The organism is Rothia sp. CCM 9418, assembly GCF_048512825.1.
Classification (GTDB): domain Bacteria; phylum Actinomycetota; class Actinomycetes; order Actinomycetales; family Micrococcaceae; genus Rothia.
In genome coordinates, this window is record NZ_JBLXXX010000004.1 from 292,239 (window position 1) to 311,162 (window position 18,924).

General features: G+C 48.1%; 20 protein-coding genes. 18 read left to right on the forward strand and 2 right to left on the reverse strand.

Annotation, left to right across the window (positions count from 1 at the left end; all coding sequences use genetic code 11):
- Positions 1 to 16: 16 nt before the first annotated feature.
- The gene (locus ACN083_RS07400) at positions 17 to 637 is read right to left on the reverse strand and encodes a class I SAM-dependent methyltransferase (protein ID WP_419102193.1); all 621 of its coding nucleotides are present in this window, start codon (positions 635 to 637) and stop codon (positions 17 to 19) included.
- Positions 638 to 762: 125 nt separating this feature from the next.
- Here ACN083_RS07400 and hflX point away from each other — a divergent pair, with 125 nt between their 5' ends.
- Both hflX and ACN083_RS07410 read left to right on the forward strand, forming a co-directional pair.
- Positions 763 to 2,379 (forward strand): GTPase HflX, encoded by a 1,617-nt coding sequence (gene hflX, locus ACN083_RS07405; protein WP_419102194.1) that lies wholly within the window; start codon positions 763 to 765, stop codon positions 2,377 to 2,379.
- On the forward strand, positions 2,376 to 4,415 hold the full coding sequence (locus ACN083_RS07410) for an ATP-dependent DNA helicase (protein WP_419102195.1): 2,040 nt from the start codon (positions 2,376 to 2,378) through the stop codon (positions 4,413 to 4,415). Before hflX ends, ACN083_RS07410 begins: the two co-directional genes overlap by 4 nt.
- 71 nt (positions 4,416 to 4,486) lie before the next feature.
- On the opposite strand, the gene lexA is transcribed toward ACN083_RS07410, so the two are convergent.
- Positions 4,487 to 5,197 (reverse strand): transcriptional repressor LexA, encoded by a 711-nt coding sequence (gene lexA / locus ACN083_RS07415; RefSeq protein WP_419102196.1) that lies wholly within the window; start codon positions 5,195 to 5,197, stop codon positions 4,487 to 4,489.
- A gap of 283 nt (positions 5,198 to 5,480) precedes the next feature.
- Between lexA and ACN083_RS07420 the strand changes: the two genes are divergently transcribed.
- The 16 genes from ACN083_RS07420 to ACN083_RS07495 all read left to right on the forward strand — a co-directional run bounded on the left by ACN083_RS07420 (position 5,481) and on the right by ACN083_RS07495 (position 18,677).
- Positions 5,481 to 5,870: a LysM peptidoglycan-binding domain-containing protein gene (locus ACN083_RS07420; RefSeq protein ID WP_419102197.1), complete on the forward strand. Its 390-nt coding sequence runs from the start codon at positions 5,481 to 5,483 to the stop codon at positions 5,868 to 5,870.
- Positions 5,871 to 5,922: 52 nt separating this feature from the next.
- Positions 5,923 to 7,047 (forward strand): histidinol-phosphate transaminase, encoded by a 1,125-nt coding sequence (locus ACN083_RS07425; RefSeq protein ID WP_419102198.1) that lies wholly within the window; start codon positions 5,923 to 5,925, stop codon positions 7,045 to 7,047.
- Positions 7,048 to 7,176: 129 nt separating this feature from the next.
- Positions 7,177 to 7,800 (forward strand): imidazoleglycerol-phosphate dehydratase HisB, encoded by a 624-nt coding sequence (gene hisB / locus ACN083_RS07430; RefSeq protein WP_419102199.1) that lies wholly within the window; start codon positions 7,177 to 7,179, stop codon positions 7,798 to 7,800.
- A gap of 2 nt (positions 7,801 to 7,802) precedes the next feature.
- The gene (gene hisH / locus ACN083_RS07435) at positions 7,803 to 8,501 is read left to right on the forward strand and encodes an imidazole glycerol phosphate synthase subunit HisH (protein ID WP_419102230.1); all 699 of its coding nucleotides are present in this window, start codon (positions 7,803 to 7,805) and stop codon (positions 8,499 to 8,501) included.
- Complete coding sequence (locus tag ACN083_RS07440) at positions 8,501 to 8,671, forward strand: hypothetical protein (RefSeq protein WP_419102200.1); 171 nt, start codon at positions 8,501 to 8,503, stop codon at positions 8,669 to 8,671. The genes hisH and ACN083_RS07440 overlap by 1 nt, the downstream gene beginning before the upstream one ends.
- A gap of 24 nt (positions 8,672 to 8,695) precedes the next feature.
- Positions 8,696 to 9,445: a bifunctional 1-(5-phosphoribosyl)-5-((5-phosphoribosylamino)methylideneamino)imidazole-4-carboxamide isomerase/phosphoribosylanthranilate isomerase PriA gene (priA, locus tag ACN083_RS07445; RefSeq protein WP_419102201.1), complete on the forward strand. Its 750-nt coding sequence runs from the start codon at positions 8,696 to 8,698 to the stop codon at positions 9,443 to 9,445.
- Positions 9,445 to 10,332 carry an SseB family protein gene (locus ACN083_RS07450; RefSeq protein ID WP_419102202.1) on the forward strand — a complete coding sequence of 296 codons (888 nt, stop codon included), beginning with the start codon at positions 9,445 to 9,447 and terminating at the stop codon, positions 10,330 to 10,332. The genes priA and ACN083_RS07450 overlap by 1 nt, the downstream gene beginning before the upstream one ends.
- Before the next feature lie 32 nt (positions 10,333 to 10,364).
- Positions 10,365 to 10,733: a DUF1844 domain-containing protein gene (locus tag ACN083_RS07455; RefSeq protein WP_419102203.1), complete on the forward strand. Its 369-nt coding sequence runs from the start codon at positions 10,365 to 10,367 to the stop codon at positions 10,731 to 10,733.
- A 293-nt stretch (positions 10,734 to 11,026) separates the two neighbouring features.
- Entirely contained in the window at positions 11,027 to 11,659 is a 633-nt protein-coding gene (gene infC, locus ACN083_RS07460) for a translation initiation factor IF-3 (RefSeq protein WP_419102231.1), read from the forward strand.
- A gap of 188 nt (positions 11,660 to 11,847) precedes the next feature.
- Positions 11,848 to 12,042 carry a 50S ribosomal protein L35 gene (rpmI, locus tag ACN083_RS07465; RefSeq protein WP_135011425.1) on the forward strand — a complete coding sequence of 65 codons (195 nt, stop codon included), beginning with the start codon at positions 11,848 to 11,850 and terminating at the stop codon, positions 12,040 to 12,042.
- Positions 12,043 to 12,147: 105 nt separating this feature from the next.
- On the forward strand, positions 12,148 to 12,531 hold the full coding sequence (gene rplT, locus ACN083_RS07470) for a 50S ribosomal protein L20 (protein ID WP_419102204.1): 384 nt from the start codon (positions 12,148 to 12,150) through the stop codon (positions 12,529 to 12,531).
- Positions 12,532 to 12,649: 118 nt separating this feature from the next.
- Complete coding sequence (locus ACN083_RS07475) at positions 12,650 to 13,582, forward strand: TrmH family RNA methyltransferase (protein ID WP_419102205.1); 933 nt, start codon at positions 12,650 to 12,652, stop codon at positions 13,580 to 13,582.
- Entirely contained in the window at positions 13,579 to 14,055 is a 477-nt protein-coding gene (locus ACN083_RS07480) for a (deoxy)nucleoside triphosphate pyrophosphohydrolase (RefSeq protein WP_419102206.1), read from the forward strand. The genes ACN083_RS07475 and ACN083_RS07480 overlap by 4 nt, the downstream gene beginning before the upstream one ends.
- Positions 14,056 to 14,117: 62 nt before the next feature.
- Positions 14,118 to 15,245 carry a phenylalanine--tRNA ligase subunit alpha gene (pheS, locus tag ACN083_RS07485; protein WP_419102207.1) on the forward strand — a complete coding sequence of 376 codons (1,128 nt, stop codon included), beginning with the start codon at positions 14,118 to 14,120 and terminating at the stop codon, positions 15,243 to 15,245.
- Between the two features lie 3 nt (positions 15,246 to 15,248).
- On the forward strand, positions 15,249 to 17,801 hold the full coding sequence (gene pheT / locus ACN083_RS07490; RefSeq protein WP_419102208.1) for a phenylalanine--tRNA ligase subunit beta: 2,553 nt from the start codon (positions 15,249 to 15,251) through the stop codon (positions 17,799 to 17,801).
- 243 nt (positions 17,802 to 18,044) lie between these two features.
- Positions 18,045 to 18,677: a hypothetical protein gene (locus tag ACN083_RS07495; RefSeq protein WP_419102209.1), complete on the forward strand. Its 633-nt coding sequence runs from the start codon at positions 18,045 to 18,047 to the stop codon at positions 18,675 to 18,677.
- The last annotated feature ends 247 nt before the right edge of the window (positions 18,678 to 18,924 follow it).

The following is an 18,924-nucleotide window of genomic DNA, read 5'->3' on the forward strand; positions in this document are numbered from 1 at the left end:
TTTTAAGCGTTGCGAATTAAGCGTTGCGAACAACTTCAAGGATTCGGAACCCCTTAGAGGTACTGTAGCGTGATACTTGAAAAGTTCCCTGTGGCTGTTCTTCTAATTCGTGTGCTAACCATTTTTGTAAAGAATCTGCCCCGAGGTTCTTTTGAACCACGAGATATGCGCATCCGCCCACGTTTAACCGTGGAATCCATGTGCGCAATATGTTGTGTAGGACATCTTTTCCTACACGGATAGGTGGATTAGACCAGATGGTGTCAAACCGTAAATCTTGAGGTACTTCCTCTGGAGCGTAGACCGTCACATTGGTAAGCCCTAGCTTTTGCGCATTGGTACGGGTGAGGTGCGCAGAACGTTCGTTAACCTCAACACCGGTGACCTGAGCTTGAGGGTTTTTTAACGCCAAAGTCAGGGTAATAGGGCCCCACCCCGTGCCGATATCGAGAAATGATGTGCCTTCCGGCTCGGGCACGTTCCCAAGGAGTATTGCGGTGCCTTTGTCGATACCGCTGGGACTAAAAATACCCGATGCGCTTTGTACTCGTACTCGTTGGTTTGTTAGAGTGACGTCAATTTCACGAGGGGAGAAATCGCTATTGGGTGTAGCGGAAAAATAATGTTCGGCAACCATAGCTCACTACTTTACGGGAAAACAGAAGCTGGCGCTTGAACCTTCTTCCTCTGAGCTCGAAGAAATATCGTGGCTTCATACTGAATAAGGGCTGTAGAATTGAGAGCAGATTGACGAAAGGTACTATGAATACTTCTGAATTTAATGAGCAGAATCCTCGGAAACTCCCTAGCGACGAACTGTTGAGGGAAACAGTAGATCGTGTTCTTGGGCGTTCTGCATCTTCTCGTTCTGGGGCGCGTGTTTTGGACGAACAAGCACGCGAAATATCTGCCGTGGATGTTGAACATTCACACTATGATGGCGCTCAAGAAGATCTTGCTGAGCGTCGAGCCTTGCGACGTGTTGCGGGTCTATCAACAGAACTTGAAGACGTTACAGAGGTTGAGTACCGTCAGCTTCGTCTAGAGCGTGTGGTTCTTGCCGGATTATGGACAGAAGGTACCGTTGCCGACGCAGAAAATTCTTTGCGTGAGCTTGCTGCCTTGGCGCAGACAGCGGGTTCAGAAGTCTTGGACGGCATTATTCAACGTCGTTTAAAACCAGACCCTGGCACTTTTCTCGGTTCAGGTAAAGCACTTGAACTTAAAGATATTGTGCAGGCGACTGGTGCTGATACCGTTATTGTTGATTCAGAGTTGGCTCCTTCTCAGCGTCGTGCGTTAGAGGATATTGTGAAGGTCAAAGTCATTGACCGTACTGCTTTGATTCTTGATATTTTTGCTCAACACGCAAAGTCCCGTGAGGGTAAAGCTCAAGTTGAGCTGGCTCAGCTTGAATATATGCTTCCTCGTTTGCGTGGCTGGGGTGAATCTCTGTCTCGTCAGGCAGGTGGGCGTGCCGCGTCTGGTGAGGGTATTGGTTCACGTGGTCCTGGTGAAACCAAAATTGAGATGGACCGTCGTCGTCTGCGTGCTCGTATGGCAAAGCTACGTCGTGAGATTGCGGCGATGGCGCCCTCTCGTCAGACCAAGCGTTTGAACCGTCAGCGTCATGACGTTCCTTCTGTGGCGATTGCTGGCTATACCAACGCTGGTAAGTCTTCTTTGCTGAATCGTTTGACTGATGCTGGTGTCCTCGTTGAGAATGCTTTATTCGCAACTCTTGACCCTACGGTCCGTAAGGCGCAGACACCTGATGGTGTTGGCTATACGCTTTCTGACACGGTAGGTTTTGTGCGTTCTTTACCTACACAGCTGGTAGAGGCTTTCCGCTCTACGCTTGAAGAAATTGCTGATGCTGACGTCATCGTGCATGTGGTTGATGGATCTCATCCTGATCCTGAGGGACAGATTAAGGCAGTTCGTGAAGTTCTACATGAAGTAGATGCGCACGAGATTCCTGAGATTATTGTTTTGAACAAGGCAGATGCTGCTGACCCGATGGTGCTCGAACGTGTACAGCAACGTGAACGAGATACTGTGGTGGTGTCTGCTCGTACGGGACAGGGCATTGTAGAGCTTCAAGAAATTATTGCTCAGCGTATTCCACGCCCTTCGGTTCAGCTGAATCTGCTTATCCCATATACGCATGGTGAGGTCGTTTCTCGTTTGCATCAGTGGGATGCGGAGATTCTATCAACAGCTTTTGTTTCTGACGGGACATATATTCAAGTGCTGGTTCGTGAACAACTTTCCTCTGAACTAGCAGAATATGCTTTAGACGATGAGTTGATGGAAGTCTTACGACCAGAGATTGAACAAGCTCGTCAGGATGGTGCTGTTGAGGTTTCTTCTCGATGAGTTCTTGTGAAGAACCGGTGAGCGCTCCTACTGGAGAAGAGCTTGAGACGTTGCCTGGAGCGAAGCCTGCTCTTGAACTACTAGATCATGTGATTGCTTCTAGCGGGGGAGAACAGCGTGCTGGGCAACGGAAAATGCTCGCTCATGTGGCTCAGTCCTTTGAACTGAAACGGCATCTGCTGGTCCAAGCTGGTACGGGAACGGGAAAGTCTTTGGGTTATCTGATTCCTGCTGTTCATTATGCTCAATTTTCGGATAAGCCTATTGTGGTTGCGACGGCGACTTTGGCGTTGCAAACGCAGATTATCAATCGTGATTTACCGCGACTTTTAGAAACCCTTTCGAATGTTCCTGAGGGGCAAACTGATGTTGCTGTTCTCAAGGGCCGTAATAATTATGTGTGTGTTCATAAGCTTGAGGGCGGTTACCCCGACGATGAACAAGAGGATACTCTTTTTGCTGCAGATGTGGCCAGTGGTTCTGTTGGCCGTCTTGGTCAGGAAGTGTTGCGTCTTCGTCAGTGGGCTCAGACAACTGATACTGGTGACAGGGACGATATTAAACCCGGTGTTTCTGATCGTGCTTGGCGTCAAGTCTCTGTTTCTGCTGCTGAATGTTTGGGTAAACGCTGTCCTTTGGTGGAGTCTTGTTTTAGTGAGCTTGCGCGTGAGAAGGCTGCTCAATCAGACATTATTATTACGAATCATGCTCTTTTAGCGATTAATGCTTTTGAAGGTATTGGTGTTTTGCCGGAGCATGAGGTTGTTGTTATTGATGAGGCACATGAGTTGGCAGACCGCGTGACGGGTGCTGTGACGGGGTCTCTTTCTGCCGGAATGGTATATTCGGCTGCTCGTTTGGTACGTAAACACACGAAAGCTAGTTCTGATCCTTTAGAGCATGCTGGTAGCGCTTTAGAAACGTCTTTACGTGGCGTTGCTGCAGAGCTTTTACCTCGTGGCTTGACGGAGAGTATTGCTCATTCTGTGGAGTTGGTGCGTGAAGCTGCACGTGTAGCATTATCTGATACGAAAAGTGATTCTAAAGATAGTGATGCACCACGTCAGTTAGCGCGTAGTGCCCTTTCGGAGTTATTAGAGATAGCTGAACGGTTATTGGGCGCTGACGAGCATCATGAGGTGGTGTGGCTATCTCGTCCACAGTTGTGGGAAGCTGGGCGTGGTTATGCTCCTGCTTCTGATGATGACCCCGCAACGTTGTATATTGCTCCCTTATCGGTTGCGATGCAGCTACGTGAAGGACTTTTTGACGGGCGGACGGTGGTGCTGACCTCTGCAACGTTAAAGTTGGGGGAATCTTTTGATGTGGTTGCTCATTCTTTGGGGCTGAGCGGTGCAGGTGCTCCTCGATGGGAGGGGCTAGATGTTGGTTCTCCTTTTGATTACCCTAAACAAGGTCTGCTGTATGTTGCTGCTGATATTGCTAAACCATCTCAGGGGATTTCTACTGCTCAATTAGAGCGTATGTGTGAGCTGGTAGAGGCTTCTAACGGTGGTGCTTTGGGGCTTTTTTCTTCGAGGCGTGCGGCTGAGGATGCGGCAGAGTATCTTCGTGAACATACCGATGTTTCTGTTCTGGTGCAGGGGGAGTCTTCGCTTGGCTCTTTGGTGAAGGAATTTTCTGAGGATAGAGATTCGTGTCTTTTTGGGACGATGAGTTTGTGGCAGGGTGTTGATGTGCCGGGGGATTCTTGCCGTCTGGTACTGATTGATCGTATTCCGTTCCCTCGTCCTAACGATCCTTTGATGCAGGCTCGTACTCGGTCTGTTGCTTCTCGTGGTGGTAACGGTTTTATGAGTGTTTCTGCGTCATATGCGGCTGTTCGTATGGCTCAGGGTGTGGGGCGTTTGATTCGTTCTAGTGATGATCGTGGTGTGGTTGCTGTTCTTGATTCTAGGTTGGCTACTCAACGGTATTCTGGATATTTGATGAGTGCTTTGCCTCCTTTTTGGAAGACTACAAGAACTGATGTTGTATGTGGCGCTTTGCATCGCTTGCATACACAAGTGAGTTAGCGCATAAAAATATTGGGTGTGTTCCTGTTAGAGGCAGGAATACACCCAATATTTTTTATGTGGTTTTGGTATTAGAGACTTCGTAATACTGATACGACTTTGCCCATGATGGTGGCGTTATCGCCGAGTATGGGTTCGTATCGGGTGTTTTGTGGTAGTAGCCAGGTGTGTCCGTCGCGTTGGCGGAAAGTTTTGACGGTTGCTTCGTCTTCGAGGAGTGCTGCAACGATATCTCCATTATTTGCGGTTTGTTGTGCGCGGACGACAACCCAGTCTCCGTCACAGATTGCTGCGTCAATCATGGAGTCTCCTTTGACATGGAGCATGAATAAGTCTCCGTTGCCAACAATTTGGCGTGGCAATGTCATGACGTCTTCGACGGATTGTTCTGCGGTGATGGGACCGCCTGCGGCAATTCTTCCAACGAGGGGTACTACCGCAAAATCTTCGCTGTTGTGTTGAGGTGTTGGTAACTGAACGATGACCGATTCGGTGCTTTTTTCTTCAGTCGTTTCTTGTTCTTCTGCGAGTATTTCGATGGCTCGTGGGCGTTTGGGGTCTCGCCGGATGTAGCCTAGTTTTTCTAGTTGTGAGAGCTGGTGTGTTACTGATGATAAGGATGCGAGACCTACGATATCTCCAATTTCTCGCATTGAAGGGGGGTAACCGTGGGTGTCTATAGCTTCAGAGATGGCAGTCAAGATGTGTTGTTGACGTGAACTGAGAGGTTTTCTGCCAGATTGTGGCGCAATAGTAGCGCTGGAGTATGTGTTATCGCTCACGGCGTTCCTTTGTCCATGTTGAGGGGCCTGTCTAATGATGTTCTGGCGTAGCATCCCTAGCCATTGCTGAGATAGGGGATTTTAAAAGTCGTTAAACACTACCTGCCAATAAACAGTGTTAGGACAAGAGTATGGCACGTATCGAAAAAGTTCAAACATTTGTTCTAGTTTTTCTCGACTATATTCGAATTTTCTGATAGAACATATGTACTATATAGAACATAGTTTCGATTTATTCAGGGTGAATATTCGATATATAGCTCTATTGCTATCAGGAGGAAATATGTCAAACGTTCTGTCTTTCAAAGGTTCAGCACCTGTACGTGTCGTAGCCTCTTCACGTTCAATGCCACAGAACACCTCACGAGTTTATTGGGGTAACTATCGCATTTCCTTTCTAATAGGCGTGGCTTGTTTTTTCATTGCGATCTTGACTCTATTAGCTTGTTTCTACGTTGCAAATACTGCTCATGCTTCAACAACGCAAGAGTTGCAACAAGTGACCGAACAAGTCACGGTTGGATACGGTGATACTTTATGGAGTATTGCTGAAGAACATTCTGCAGGTATGGATGTTCGTGACGTTTTGCTTCACATCATACAAATTAACGATTTATCATCAACATCCCTAGATATTGGGCAAAAGCTCGAAGTGCCTATCTACTCGTCTTGAGAACTTGCGAGAAGAATGTGCGATGACTATCTGTTCTCGATAGACTGTAGGAGTGAATGAAGCATTAGACCCCCTTTCAGTATTACCTATTCGTGACGACTTACGAGGGCGCTCTCCCTATGGTGCTCCGATGATTGACGTTCCTATTACTCTCAACGTCAACGAAAATACGCACCCAATGCCTCAAGAAGTTATTGACGCAATTACCGCAGAAATAGCAACGGTAGCGCGTACCCTGAATCGTTACCCCGATAGGGAGTTTACGGCTCTTCGTGAAGAACTCGCCGACTATCTAGGACACGGACTTAAACCCGAAAATATTTGGGCTGCTAACGGTTCTAATGAAGTATTGCAACAGTTATTCCAAGTCTTTGGTGGGCCAGGACGAAGCGTGATGAGCTTCGTCCCTACCTATTCGATGTACCCTCTCTTAGCTGATGGAACAAACACTCGCTTCATCGCGGGAAAACGCGCACCCGATTTTTCTCTCGATGCAACATCTGCTGTCACCCAAATTCAAAAACATCGACCAAATATCGTTGTTTTATGTTCTCCTAATAACCCAACAGGAACAGGGCTTGGGCTAGGCGTTATTGAAGCTGTCTACGAAGCAATGCAAGAGCACGAGGGTATCACCATCGTGGACGAAGCCTACGCTGAATTCGCTCAAGATACCTCTGCTCATGCGCTAACTCTTCTGCCAAACCGCCCTCGACTGGTCGTAAGCCGTACCATGAGTAAAGCCTTTGCTTTTGCCGGAGCTCGGTTAGGATATTTTGCCGCAGACCCCGCGATTGCTGATGCGGTGCGTCTTGTTCGCTTACCGTACCATCTATCCAGCGTCACACAGGCTGTCGCAATAGCAGCCTTACGCCATCGAGAAGGACTGCTCGCTAACGTACAAGATATTAGAACCCAACGTGACCGTATTGTAAAAACTCTCAAAGAATACGGTTTACATCCAGCTGTATCAGATTCTAATTTCATCTTTTTCTCAGGCTTACGCGACGAAAAAGAAGCATGGCAATGGCTTCTAAACGATGGCATTCTAGTACGAGATAACGGTATCGCCGGACATCTACGCGTCACTGCCGGAACAGCATCAGAAACAACAGCTTTCCTTGAAAGCCTTAAGAAGTATTTGGAACATTCCGGAGAACTACCAGCCTCTTGCTAACATCAACATGAGATGATTCTTATAACAGAACTTTTCTCATCAAGAGTCGCCAAGACAAAGTATCTGCTCCTTACTATCAACAGATACCTTACGTGTACATCATATAAACCCAGAATATATAGGTAACCAATGCCAGCAAGCACTACAGGAATTGGCCCCCGTACCGCCAGATTAGAACGTACTACGAGTGAGTCCTCTGTCTTTATTGAGATTAACCTAGACGGCGAGGGACGTTCTGATATCGACACCAGCGTGCCTTTTTATGACCATATGCTCACAGCTCTTGCGAAACATTCCCTGATTGACATGACCATCAAATGCAGCGGCGATACCCACATCGACGTACATCACACCGTCGAAGATACCGGCATTGTGCTCGGTGAGGTGATTCGTGAAGCTCTCGGTAATAAAGCTGGTATCCGTCGTTTTGGGCAAGCAACAGTTCCCCTCGACGAAGCTTTAGCTCAGTGCGTCGTTGATATCTCAGGGCGCCCATACCTTGTACATACGGGAGAACCAGAAGGCTACGAATTCCACCTCATTGGTGGGCACTTTACCGGCTCGATGGTTCGCCACGTTCTTGAAGCTATCGCTTATCATGCTGGAATCTGCCTACACATGACGTTATTAGGAGGGCGAGATCCTCACCATATTGCAGAAGCTCAATTCAAAGCCCTCGCACGTGCGTTGCGTCAAGCGGTTGAACCTGACCCCCGTCATTCTGGTATTCCCTCAACTAAAGGAGCACTTTGATGATGAATGCAGCTGTTCAATCATCGCAGAATAAACCAGTTGTTGTTGTTTTAGATTATGGTGCTGGCAACGTCCGTTCTGCTGTGCGCGCTTTAGAACAAGCTGGAGCTGACGTGATTCTTTCTCGCCAAGAATCTGATGTGCTTGGAGCAGACGGTCTAGTCGTTCCAGGAGTCGGCGCATTTGATGCGGTGATGACGAGCCTCAAAAAGATTGATGCGCTTCGTATGATTGGCCGGCGCATTGCTGGCGGTCGTCCTGTTCTTGGTATCTGCGTTGGATTACAGGTGTTCTTTGAACAGGGAAACGAACACGGCGTCGTCTCTGAGGGTATGGGAGAGTGGCCTGGGACAGTAGAAAAACTTCGCGCGGAGGTTATCCCTCATATGGGGTGGAACACTGTCTCTGCCCCCGAAGGGTCAGTGCTCTTTGACGGAATCGAAAACGAACGCTTCTACTTTGTGCACTCCTACGCGGTGCAAGAATGGTCCTTCGATCAAAATAATGAAGCAATGCTACCTCCACAAGTCACTTGGTCTACCCACGGAGTGCCTTTTATTGCTGCTGTAGAAAACGGCCCGTTGAGCGCAACACAATTTCATCCAGAAAAATCTGCTCAGGCTGGTATTCGTCTCTTGCAGAACTGGATTAATTCTTTACCTCGTACAGGGCGGATTATCCCAGCAGGAAAGGACAGATAATGAGCCCTTTTCTCTCAGGAAGCTTATTGATGCTAGTAGGGGCTTTTTGTCTCGGTGGCGCAATTTCTTTTCGGCAACAAAAACTTCCTCTTATCGTTCAGCTGGCCATGCTCTGTGTAGCTTTACTTTTTATGGGCTACGGGGGATACGTCCTCTTCGCCTACAACTAAACTTTTACTTTTAAGGAATGTGTGATGACAACTCTTTTAGAACTTCTTCCCGCAGTAGATGTTGCGAACGGGCAAGCTGTACGATTGGTACAAGGCGAAGCCGGATCGGAGACTGGGTACGGGGATCCCGTAGAGGCTGCTCTTGCTTGGCAGAATGCTGGTGCGCGTTGGCTTCACCTCGTTGACTTAGATGCAGCTTTTGGCAGAGGCCACAACATCGAGGTGCTGACCTCTGTTGCTGAACACCTCGATATTAATATTGAAATGTCTGGTGGTATTCGTGACGATGAGTCTCTAGAACGGGCATTATCGTTGAACCCTGCTCGCATTAATTTGGGTACTGCCGCTCTCGAAAATCCGCAATGGACTCGAAAAGTGATTGCAGAACATGGCGAGAAAATTGCTGTTGGTCTTGACGTGCGTGGAACAACTTTAGCTGCTCGTGGTTGGACTAAAGATGGCGGTAACCTGTGGGATGTTCTAGAACGCTTAGAAGCTGACGGTTGCGCTCGTTATGTGCTCACCGACGTAACCAAAGACGGAACTTTGACTGGACCAAATCTTGAGCTTCTTAAAGAGGTCGCGCAAAAAACCGATAAGCCGGTGGTTGCCTCTGGCGGAATTTCAACTCTCGAAGACATCCGTGCTTTGCGTGAGCTAGTTCCCTATGGTGTTGAGGGGGCCATTATGGGTAAGGCTCTTTACGCTGGAAAATTTACTTTAGAGCAGGCTCTTGAGGTTGCTGGTTACTCGGAAGAAAACGCCGAAAAATAATGAGTAATAGTCACTCTGCGGGAGCTTCTGCGTCGCGTTCTTTGCCCGCTCATATTCAGGCTCAGCTCAACAGTGCTGGGGGCGAAACTGATACTGGTGGGCAACCTTGGAAGGGTCGAAATTTAGGTGAAGGAACGAGTCACCGTCATCAATTTTCTGAGGATGATGGTGCTCGTGATGCTGTTATTGCCGAGGTTTTTGAGAAGTTCGTTTCTGGTTCTTGTCGGGAAGAAGATGTTGTTCGTGCTCTAAGCCAGTGTCGAGTTTTTGTTCCTGTTGTTGCTGAGGTATCTCATTCTGTTGTTACTGATGAAGGTCTCGTTGCCGATAAAGAAGCAGATATGGCGTTGGTGAGCATTCAGGCTCCTGACGGTCGGAAGGCTCTTCCTGTTTTTACTGATGTGAAAGCGTTGCAACGATGGCACCCTGATGCTCGTCCGGTTGCTGCTTCGATGAGAAAAACTGCTCTTTCTGCGGTAGAAGATGGGCAGCAGCTACTTGTGGTTGATCCGGGGGAGTCCTTAACGTTTGTTGTGCGTCGTCCCGCGTTGTGGGCGTTAGCTAAGGGCGAGTCGTGGGCTCCTTCTTATCGTGATGAGATGGTGGAGCGTGCGCTTAATGAATTGATTCCTGCTGGCAGTGGTATTGTTCGTGTCCGTACTGTAGCTGGTGATGGTGTTGTGTCTCAGAGTGCTGAAGGGCAATTGCTCTCTGGCGGTGGTGCCGGACCAGAGCTTAAAATTGTGGTGGAGTTAGTTCCTGGTTTGACTCAATCTGAGTTGAATGTTGTGGTTGAGGAATTTCAGCGGCGTTTGGCGTCAGATGAATTAGTGGGTCAGCGGGTAGACTCGGTGCAGTTAGTCTTGTCGATGGTCTCTTCGTCATGAGGTTAATGATTTTTAGGTAGAGATGAGGATTTATGTCTAATCAGTATTCGTTCGATGAGGAACAGAAAAAAGTTCAGGAGCAGGTGCGTGATATTGCTGAGGTTCCTGCTGTGGAAATTATGACGACCGCTGCGGTGCATTTGATGAGCGCTGCTGCTGTTAAATGTGGTTTAGCGGAAGGGGAGGATTCTCAAAACCTCAAAGACCTTGATGAGGCTCGTAAATTGATTACGGCTCTTGCTGGGTTGGTGACGGCGGCGGCTCCCGAAATTGGTTCTCAGCATGCAGCTCCGTTGCGTGATGGCTTGCGAACTTTGCAGTTGGCTTTTCGTGAAGCGTCGATGATTCCTGATGCGCCGGGGCAAGGTCCAGGGGAGAAGTTCACTGGTCCGGTAATGTGACCTATCTTGTGAGTATCTTTGTGTTTGACGTTGAAATGCGTTCGTAAAGCCGGTAGACTATACACAGTTTGCAAGCGGAGGTTACTCCCACCTGCTTCAGCCACATTCATCCATATGATTAGGTTGACGGGTTATTCGTAGGTTTTCATGAGAATGAAAACTGAAGAAGTACACCTTCGTTTGCTGTGCATCGAAGGTGTTTTTTATATCTTTTATGTACTGATTATTATTCACGGGGAAACCCACTGAGCTAACAGGAGCTACTCATTAGCGATCCACGCATTAATGAACGTATTCGTGTCCCAGAGGTCCGCCTCGTTGGGCCAGGCGGCGAGCAGGTAGGCATTGTTCGTGTTGAAGATGCTTTACGTCTTGCACAAGAATCTGATTTGGACCTTGTAGAGGTTGCACCATCAGCGAAACCGCCTGTATGTAAGCTCATGGACTTCGGTAAGTACAAGTACGAAGCCGCAGTTAAAGCACGTGAATCCCGAAAGAAGCAAGTTAACGCTTCTTTGAAGGAAATCCGTTTCCGTCTCAAAATTGATACTCATGACTATGAAACCAAGGTAGGGCACGCTCGTCGTTTCCTATCTGGTGGTGACAAAGTCAAGGCGATGATTCAATTCCGTGGTCGTGAACAGCAGCGCCCCGAGATGGGTGTGCGGTTGCTAGAGCGCATGGCAGACGATTTGGTCGAGGTTGGTTCCGTAGAGTCAACCCCCCGAATTGACGGCCGTAACATGGTAATGGTTCTTTCTCCGCTTCGTGGTAAAGCTGAAGCACGTAAAGAAGCACAACAACGCTCAGGCGGACGCAAGGGTCGTGAACGTATCGACACCACTCAAGCTACTCCTGTGAAGAACTCTTTGGCAGACGCAATGCCAGCAGAGCTCAAAGCACAGGCTCAAGCTGAAGCGGAATAGAACAACAAAGTAGAAACGGCGCGGATAGCCATCTAGCAATGTTCTTTGAACGTTGCAGGTGTCTTTCCGATTGTCATGTTTTCTCAGTTTCCGTAGAAAACATGAACCTACCTTGTACATGCGAAGAAATTCGCTCAAGAGTTCTTTTGGAGATCATCCAAAAGCAGAACGTAAGGAGAACGGCAGCTATGCCGAAGCAGAAGACCCACTCTGGTGCTAAAAAGCGCTTCAAGCTCACCGGTACCGGCAAGGTTAAGCGCCAGCAGGCCAACCGTCGCCACTACCTAGAGCACAAGTCCTCTCGCCTTACCCGCCGTCTGGCTTCTGACCAGATTGTTACCGGCGGTCAGGCTAAGGTCATCAAAAAGATGTTGGGTAAATAAGCCCTCTCATCTTTGAGAAACTTGTGCCTCAACGGGCAATAACTTTTTAGACTCGCTCCTTGACTGGCATCAGCTAGCAAGGACAATAAGACGAAGGAGACACACGTGGCACGTGTGAAACGCGCGATTAACGCGCATAAGAAGCGCCGAGTAATTCTTGAACGCGCATCCGGTTACCGCGGACAGCGTTCACGCCTTTACCGTAAGGCAAAAGAACAAGTCATCCATTCATTGGTATACAGCTACGATCACCGTCGTAAAAAGAAGGGTGACTTCCGCCGCCTATGGATTCAGCGTATCAACGCTGCAGCTCGTGCTGAGGGCCTCACCTACAACCGTTTCATTCAGGGCTTGAAAGCTGCTGAGGTTGAAGTTGATCGTCGTATGTTGGCTGAACTAGCAGTCAACGAGCCGGCAGCTTTCTCTGCACTTGTAGAGATTGCTAAGAACAACTTGCCTGAGGACACTTCTGCACCTAAAGGTGAATAATTCTTAAAAGAATACGATTGTGCCGTTCTCTACTTGTAGTAGAGAACGGCACAATCGTATTCTGGGCTTTTTCAGGGCAAAAGATACAGAAAAATATATATCCGGTAGAGTGGAGACCGTGGATTTTAAAAAACGTTTAAGTACCCCCGTTATCATGGAAAACCCTCAGGCTGACCGTGTTAAAGACATCGCATCATTAGCAACACGTCGTGGGCGTCATAAGAAAAAACAATTTCTTGTAGAAGGCCCGCAAGCCGTAAGAGAAGCCCTCAACGCGCATCTTCATACGCCACTTCTTGATGCCGTATACGTAACGGAACGTGCCTTCGACCGTCACCGTGATATTGCTGAACTACTCGAAAAAGTACACGGCACACCGACACCAGAACAAGGCCGTAAAGTTTTTATGCGCATGGTCACTGAAGAAGTGCTCGAAGCCATGTCGGATGCTGTCACCCCACAAGGAATGATTGCTATAGCGTTCATTCAAGAACCCGATATATCACGTATTTTCTCGGCTCAAGGAAAAATACCTCAACTGGTTGCTGTTCTTGCGCGCCTGCAAGACCCCGGTAACGCGGGAACTATTATTCGTGCCGCCGATGCTGCTGGCGCCGATTTAATTGTGAGCACGGCAGACACCGTAGATATCTATAACCCTAAGACCGTGCGCTCTACTGCCGGTTCACTTTTTCATCTTCCTGTGGTGAGTAATCTAGCCTTGGCAGATTTTATTGAGACTGCACGTCGTTACGGTATGGGTATTCTTGCTGCAGATGGGTACGGGGCACTAGACCTTGACGAACTATCGGATATTGCAGTCGCTAAACGATGGACAATCCCTCATGACGAGAACTCATACGATCTTTCTCAACCAACGGTATGGCTATTGGGCAACGAAGCTCAAGGGCTAAGCGCCGACGAGAAAGCTCTAGCAGATGAGCGCGTTGCAGTTCCTGTTCATGGTTCTGCAGAATCTCTCAACGTGAGTGTTGCTGCCGCATTATGCCTGTACGCTTCAGCTCGAGCGCAACACGGAACGAAAAAATGACCCATATTTTTCCTCTCCAAGTTGTTGGCGGGGCCATCGTCGATTCTTTAGGACACCCGACTCGGCTTCTGATTGGGCAACGTCACGCCCCCAAAGAACTTGCTGGTCTATGGGAGTTTCCTGGCGGAAAAGTTGAAACCGGTGAGAGCTGTGAACAAGCCTTAACACGTGAACTTTATGAAGAACTTTCTATACGCGTCACGTTAGGGCACGAGATTACGGGACCTTATTCTCAGGGGTGGGCTTTATCAGAGCAAGCTGCCATGCGCGTATGGTTCTGCGCCATCTCTTCAGGAGAAGCTCATATGGTTGAAGGACACCAACAAATACAATGGGTTGATATTGACAGTAGCCTGCTATCGATTGACTGGATACCGGCAGATTATCCGATTGTACAAAAACTGATAAAGATGACAACAATGCCTCATCCTAGTGGACTGTGCACAGAGAACACCGAAGGTACACTAAACTAGGATGAAGACGAGATAAAAGGCGCATTCTGCGCTATACCACTATGCAACGAGACGAGTTATTAATGACTGATTCATTATCTGAAAGCACTAATCTGCCAGAGTCTTACCATACTCTGGCGAGCCTTCAAGAAGTTCTTGAAGCAGATTCTGTGCAGGGAATAGAGCGAGTTAAGGATGCTTTTTCCCAAGAACTTTCACGCGCCTTAGCTGCTGTTGAAGAATCATCAAACACCTTTGATGAACTCAAACAAACACGTTTAGCCTTCTTGGGAGATAAAGGAAGCTTCACTCTCGCCAATAAGCAGATGCGTCACCTCTCTAAAGAGCACAAAGCTGAGGTCGGCAAACTCATGGGGCAGGCTCGTGGACGTCTGAGTCAAGCTATCGAAGCGCGTAATAGTGAGCTTGAAGAAGAACACGCTGCTCGTATTCTCGTTGAGGAAGCGGTAGATGTTACTGCTGTTTCCGCACGTCGCGCACTAGGCGGACGGCACCCTATTAATATTTTGCAAGATCGTCTCACCGATATTTTTGTGGCTATGGGATGGGAAGTTGCTGACGGCCCTGAAGTCGAATCAGAATGGTACAACTTTGACTCATTGAATTTCCCTCCAGACCATCCTGCCCGTGAACTTCAAGATACATTCTTTGTTGAGCCTGTACAGGCACATTTGATGCTTCGTACTCATACTTCACCAGTGCAGATGCGTTCTTTGCTCACTCGTGAGCTTCCGGTATATGTTGTCTGCCCTGGCCAGGTGTATCGTACTGACGAACTCGACGCAACTCACACTCCTGTATTCCACCAGATTGAAGGTCTTGCCGTCGATAAAGGGCTCACCATGGCAGATCTCAAAGGAACTCTTGAACATATGGCTCGAGAGATGTTCGGTGACGACGCAAAAATTCGTTTACGCCCCAATTACTTCCCCTTTACGGAGCCTTCTGCCGAACTAGACCTCTGGCATCCAGGGGCTAAGGGCGGGCCCCGCTGGATTGAATGGGGCGGTTGCGGCATGGTTAACCCGCAGGTGCTTCGTGCAGCAGGTATTGACCCCGAAGAATACTCTGGTTTTGCGTTTGGCATGGGTATTGAAAGAACCCTGATGTTCCGCAACGGTGTAGAAGACATGCGTGACATTATTGAAGGCGACGTTCGCTTTTCACAGCAGTTTGGAATGGAGATTTAAAAGATGCGGATACCTCTCTCATGGTTGCGTGAGTACGCACCCGTCCCTGAAGAAGCACGTTCCGAAGACGTCATGGAAATTTTGGTGAAGGTTGGACTCGAAGAAGAAGACGTTCACCGTCCTACCGACGAAATTTCAGGGCCGATTGTCATTGGGCAGGTCCTTTCTCAAGAACCAGAAACCCACTCCAACGGTAAAACCGTGAACTGGTGTCAGGTGCGTGTTGTCCCTGAAGGGCAGACTCAAACCCTCACTGGTAAAGGCATCGAAGAATCTGGTATTCAAGGAATTATCTGTGGTGCCCATAACTTTAGAGTGGGCGATAAAGTGGTTGTCACACTCCCCGGTGCTGTACTACCTGGCGGTTTCGCGATTACTGCACGTAAAACATACGGTCACAAATCAGCTGGTATGCTTGCCTCCGCTCGTGAACTGGGCTTAGGCGAAGACACCGGCGGAATCATCGTATTATCTGATTTAGGATTAGACCCCGAAATTGGTACTGACGCAATGGAACTACTGGGCTTATACGATGAAGCCGCAGAAGTTAACGTCACACCCGACCGCGGATACGCATTCTCCATTCGAGGTATTGCACGCGAATACTGCCATGCAGTAGGGGAGCCTTTCCACGACTTCGTCACAGACTTAGCAGAACGCGCGCCTCAAACACACCCCTCAGATCATGAGGTCACTCTCAACGATGAAGCTCCTATCCACGGCAAACCTGGTTGCACACGCTTCGTCACTCGCAAAGTTACCAACGTCGCATCGGACACCCCGACTCCGTTGTGGCTGGCTTCACGTCTGCGTTTAGCTGGAATTCGTTCAGTATCCCTTCCTGTAGACATCTCAAACTACGTCATGTTAGAGACAGGGCAGCCACTCCACTTTTACGATGCACAGAAACTTTCTGGTTCATTGTCAGTACGTCGCGCTCGCGAAGGTGAAACTCTTCTAACCTTAGACGAGAAAGAACGTACTTTACATCCAGAAGATCTTGTCATCTGTGATGATTCTGGTGCTATTGCTCTTGCCGGTGTTATGGGCGGAGCAAGTACTGAAGTGACGGCTGAAACACGTGAGATTCTCATCGAGTCTGCACGTTTTGATGAGGTCTCTATTGCTCGTTCGTCGCGTCGTCATAAGCTCTCGTCAGATGCTTCTAAACGTTTTGAACGCGGCGTAGATTCTGCGTTGCAGGCAGCTGCTGCGCAGCGTGCTGTTGAACTATTGGTAGAACTTGCTGGGGCAACGATTACCGCAGAATCTAGCGATGTGAACCATACTGTTCAACCTCAACCGATTTGCCTTCCTGCAGATTACACACAATCTCGTATTGGAGTTGCATACACTCAGGAAGAGATTGTTAGCACACTGGAATCTATTGGTGCTCAGGTGAAGACTGCTGATGATGTGTATGAGGTGCTTCCTCCTACATGGCGTCCTGACCTGACAGATAAAGAAGACCTGACAGAAGAGGTTGCTCGTCTTATCGGATATGACAAGATTTCTTCGACTGTTCCGGTTGCTCCTCCTGGACGCGGATACACTGTTGAGCAGATGACTCGCCGTCGTGTTCTTGATGCGCTTGCTTCAAGCGGGATGACTGAAGTGTACGCTTATCCTTTTGTCTCTGCTCAAGCAAATAACGTGTGGGCTCAGCCTGTCGCTGGTGAGGTTGTAGCCTCTATTCAGCTTGCTAACCCGATTTCAGAGGCTCAAGGTTTTCTTCGCCGGTCTTTGCTTCCAGGGCTGATGGACGTTCTTAAACGTAATATTTCCCGTGGGTTCCGCAATCTTGCTCTTTATGAGACGGGGCATATTTTTGTTCCTTCAACTCAGCATGGTTCGGAGAGTATTCCTGGTTTGGGGAAGCGTCCTTCTGATGAGGTTATTGCTGATTTGAATGCGGGTATTCCTCACCAACCGCGGTATATTTCTGGTGTATTCTGTGGTGATGAACATGAACAGATGCCTGGTACGTCTGCTCGCGCTTATGATTGGCGTGACACATTAGATGCTGTGGGATTGATTGCTGATGTCGCTGGTGCAGAGTTTAAGCTTGCGCAGGGGACTCATCAAGCTTTCCATCCCGGTCGTACCGCTGTGCTTTTTGATTCTTCTGGCACGGTAATTGGTTATGCTGGAGAACTTCATCCGCAGCTGCTTAAAGAGCAGGATCTTCCTGAACGCACCTGTGCTTTTGAGATTAATTTCTCGGCATTATGTGAGGATAAAGCTGAAGTTGTTGAGGCTTACAGCATTTTTGGGTACCCAGCAGCTACGCAGGATGTTGCATTATTAGTTGATGTCGATGTCCCCGCTGCTGATGTGGCTCTGGCTTTATCTGAAGGCGCTGGTGAACTTCTAGAAGATTTACGAATCTTTGATGATTACCGCGGTGAGGGTATTCCTGAGGGTAAGAAATCTGTGGCTTTTGCTTTACGTTTTAGAGCTTCAGACCGTACTTTGACAGCTGAGGAAGCGAGTGCTTCTCGTGAGTCTGCTGTGGCTGTTGCGGTAGAACGTTTTGGTGCTGTTCCTCGTGTTTAGGAGTAGTTCGTTCTAGCGCGTACCCATGGTGGTGCTTGTGGTGCTGATGCCAGTTTGTGCTGGTGTCAGCACCATTTTTTCAGGAGTTTATGAGGTTTATCGTGAAGAATGAAAGAATCAGAAATCTCTGAGGAAATCAGGGGACTCTAGTTGTTATCTAACGGGGCTTTTTGAGAAGTACACGTACAATAGTGTCTTATCCTCAGTGAGAGAAAACTATCTAAAACATCGGGAGATAATATCGTGACTGAAGAACCCGACAACGATTCTTTCTTTGGCTTTGATAAGGCTGAAGATTATGACGATGAGGTTGTTGATCACCGTAGCCGTTGGCTGACCGTCGGAATTATTATTCTTGCGATTATTTCTTCGGTATTTTTGGGTGTCCAAGGGGCACGTTCATTATCTGCTGCGTCTTCTCATGCTGGTTATGAAGACCGTACGTGGGTGCTAACTGGAACCTATAAGGATTTAACTCCTGATTTGAAGACAAAAGATAACGTTGCGATTTATAGCGGTAAATTACCGGTTGATCAGCAACTTGATAATAAGTTATTTATTTCTGAGCTGGGTGATCCTTTGACCGTTCACGCTGGCGAGATGGTTGAGTTCCGTGGCTCTGATGCTGGTCGTGTTCGAGCGGATTTCCCTCAAGAAGTAGATGCTTTGCTAGCGACGACCAAAGATAATTCTCTTGAAGTGATTCGTACTGGTGCTCCAGGTACGTTAAAGCCGATTACTGCTGGTGTGGTGTTTTCTGAGAGACTTACTGGTTGGGCGTATATCATTGGTGCTTTTGTGATTTTTGCTGGTGGTATTTTTGTGTCGGTGAAGATTAATCGTCGTCGTTCTGTGATGGATGATAACGAGTATTAGTCTTGTGTCACGGAACTTTTGAGTTTTGGTAAGAAGAAGCCTTTTGCGATGATGGTACATCTCGTGGGAGGCTTCTTTTTTGCCGGTTTATGCTATCCGTTAAAGAGTATGTTTATGCTTATATAGATGCTTATTATGGAGTATTTTTTGCATACTCTTTAGGAAGTATTCGTGTATTTTTCCTATAGGTGTATAAATATCGTAAAAATACTCATATAATCGGTGTGTGCTGTAGAAGATGTACAGC

Bases quoted from the DNA above. Each gene is read 5' to 3' on its own strand.
- ACN083_RS07400 (WP_419102193.1), bottom strand. From the start codon at position 637: ATGGTTGCCGAACATTATTTTTCCGCTACACCCAATAGCGATTTCTCC.
- hflX (WP_419102194.1), top strand. From the start codon at position 763: ATGAATACTTCTGAATTTAATGAGCAGAATCCTCGGAAACTCCCTAGC.
- ACN083_RS07410 (WP_419102195.1), top strand. From the start codon at position 2,376: ATGAGTTCTTGTGAAGAACCGGTGAGCGCTCCTACTGGAGAAGAGCTT.
- ACN083_RS07420 (WP_419102197.1), top strand. From the start codon at position 5,481: ATGTCAAACGTTCTGTCTTTCAAAGGTTCAGCACCTGTACGTGTCGTA.
- hisB (WP_419102199.1), top strand. From the start codon at position 7,177: ATGCCAGCAAGCACTACAGGAATTGGCCCCCGTACCGCCAGATTAGAA.
- hisH (WP_419102230.1), top strand. From the start codon at position 7,803: ATGAATGCAGCTGTTCAATCATCGCAGAATAAACCAGTTGTTGTTGTT.
- ACN083_RS07440 (WP_419102200.1), top strand. From the start codon at position 8,501: ATGAGCCCTTTTCTCTCAGGAAGCTTATTGATGCTAGTAGGGGCTTTT.
- priA (WP_419102201.1), top strand. From the start codon at position 8,696: ATGACAACTCTTTTAGAACTTCTTCCCGCAGTAGATGTTGCGAACGGG.
- ACN083_RS07450 (WP_419102202.1), top strand. From the start codon at position 9,445: ATGAGTAATAGTCACTCTGCGGGAGCTTCTGCGTCGCGTTCTTTGCCC.
- ACN083_RS07455 (WP_419102203.1), top strand. From the start codon at position 10,365: ATGTCTAATCAGTATTCGTTCGATGAGGAACAGAAAAAAGTTCAGGAG.
- rpmI (WP_135011425.1), top strand. From the start codon at position 11,848: ATGCCGAAGCAGAAGACCCACTCTGGTGCTAAAAAGCGCTTCAAGCTC.
- ACN083_RS07480 (WP_419102206.1), top strand. From the start codon at position 13,579: ATGACCCATATTTTTCCTCTCCAAGTTGTTGGCGGGGCCATCGTCGAT.
- pheS (WP_419102207.1), top strand. From the start codon at position 14,118: ATGACTGATTCATTATCTGAAAGCACTAATCTGCCAGAGTCTTACCAT.
- pheT (WP_419102208.1), top strand. From the start codon at position 15,249: ATGCGGATACCTCTCTCATGGTTGCGTGAGTACGCACCCGTCCCTGAA.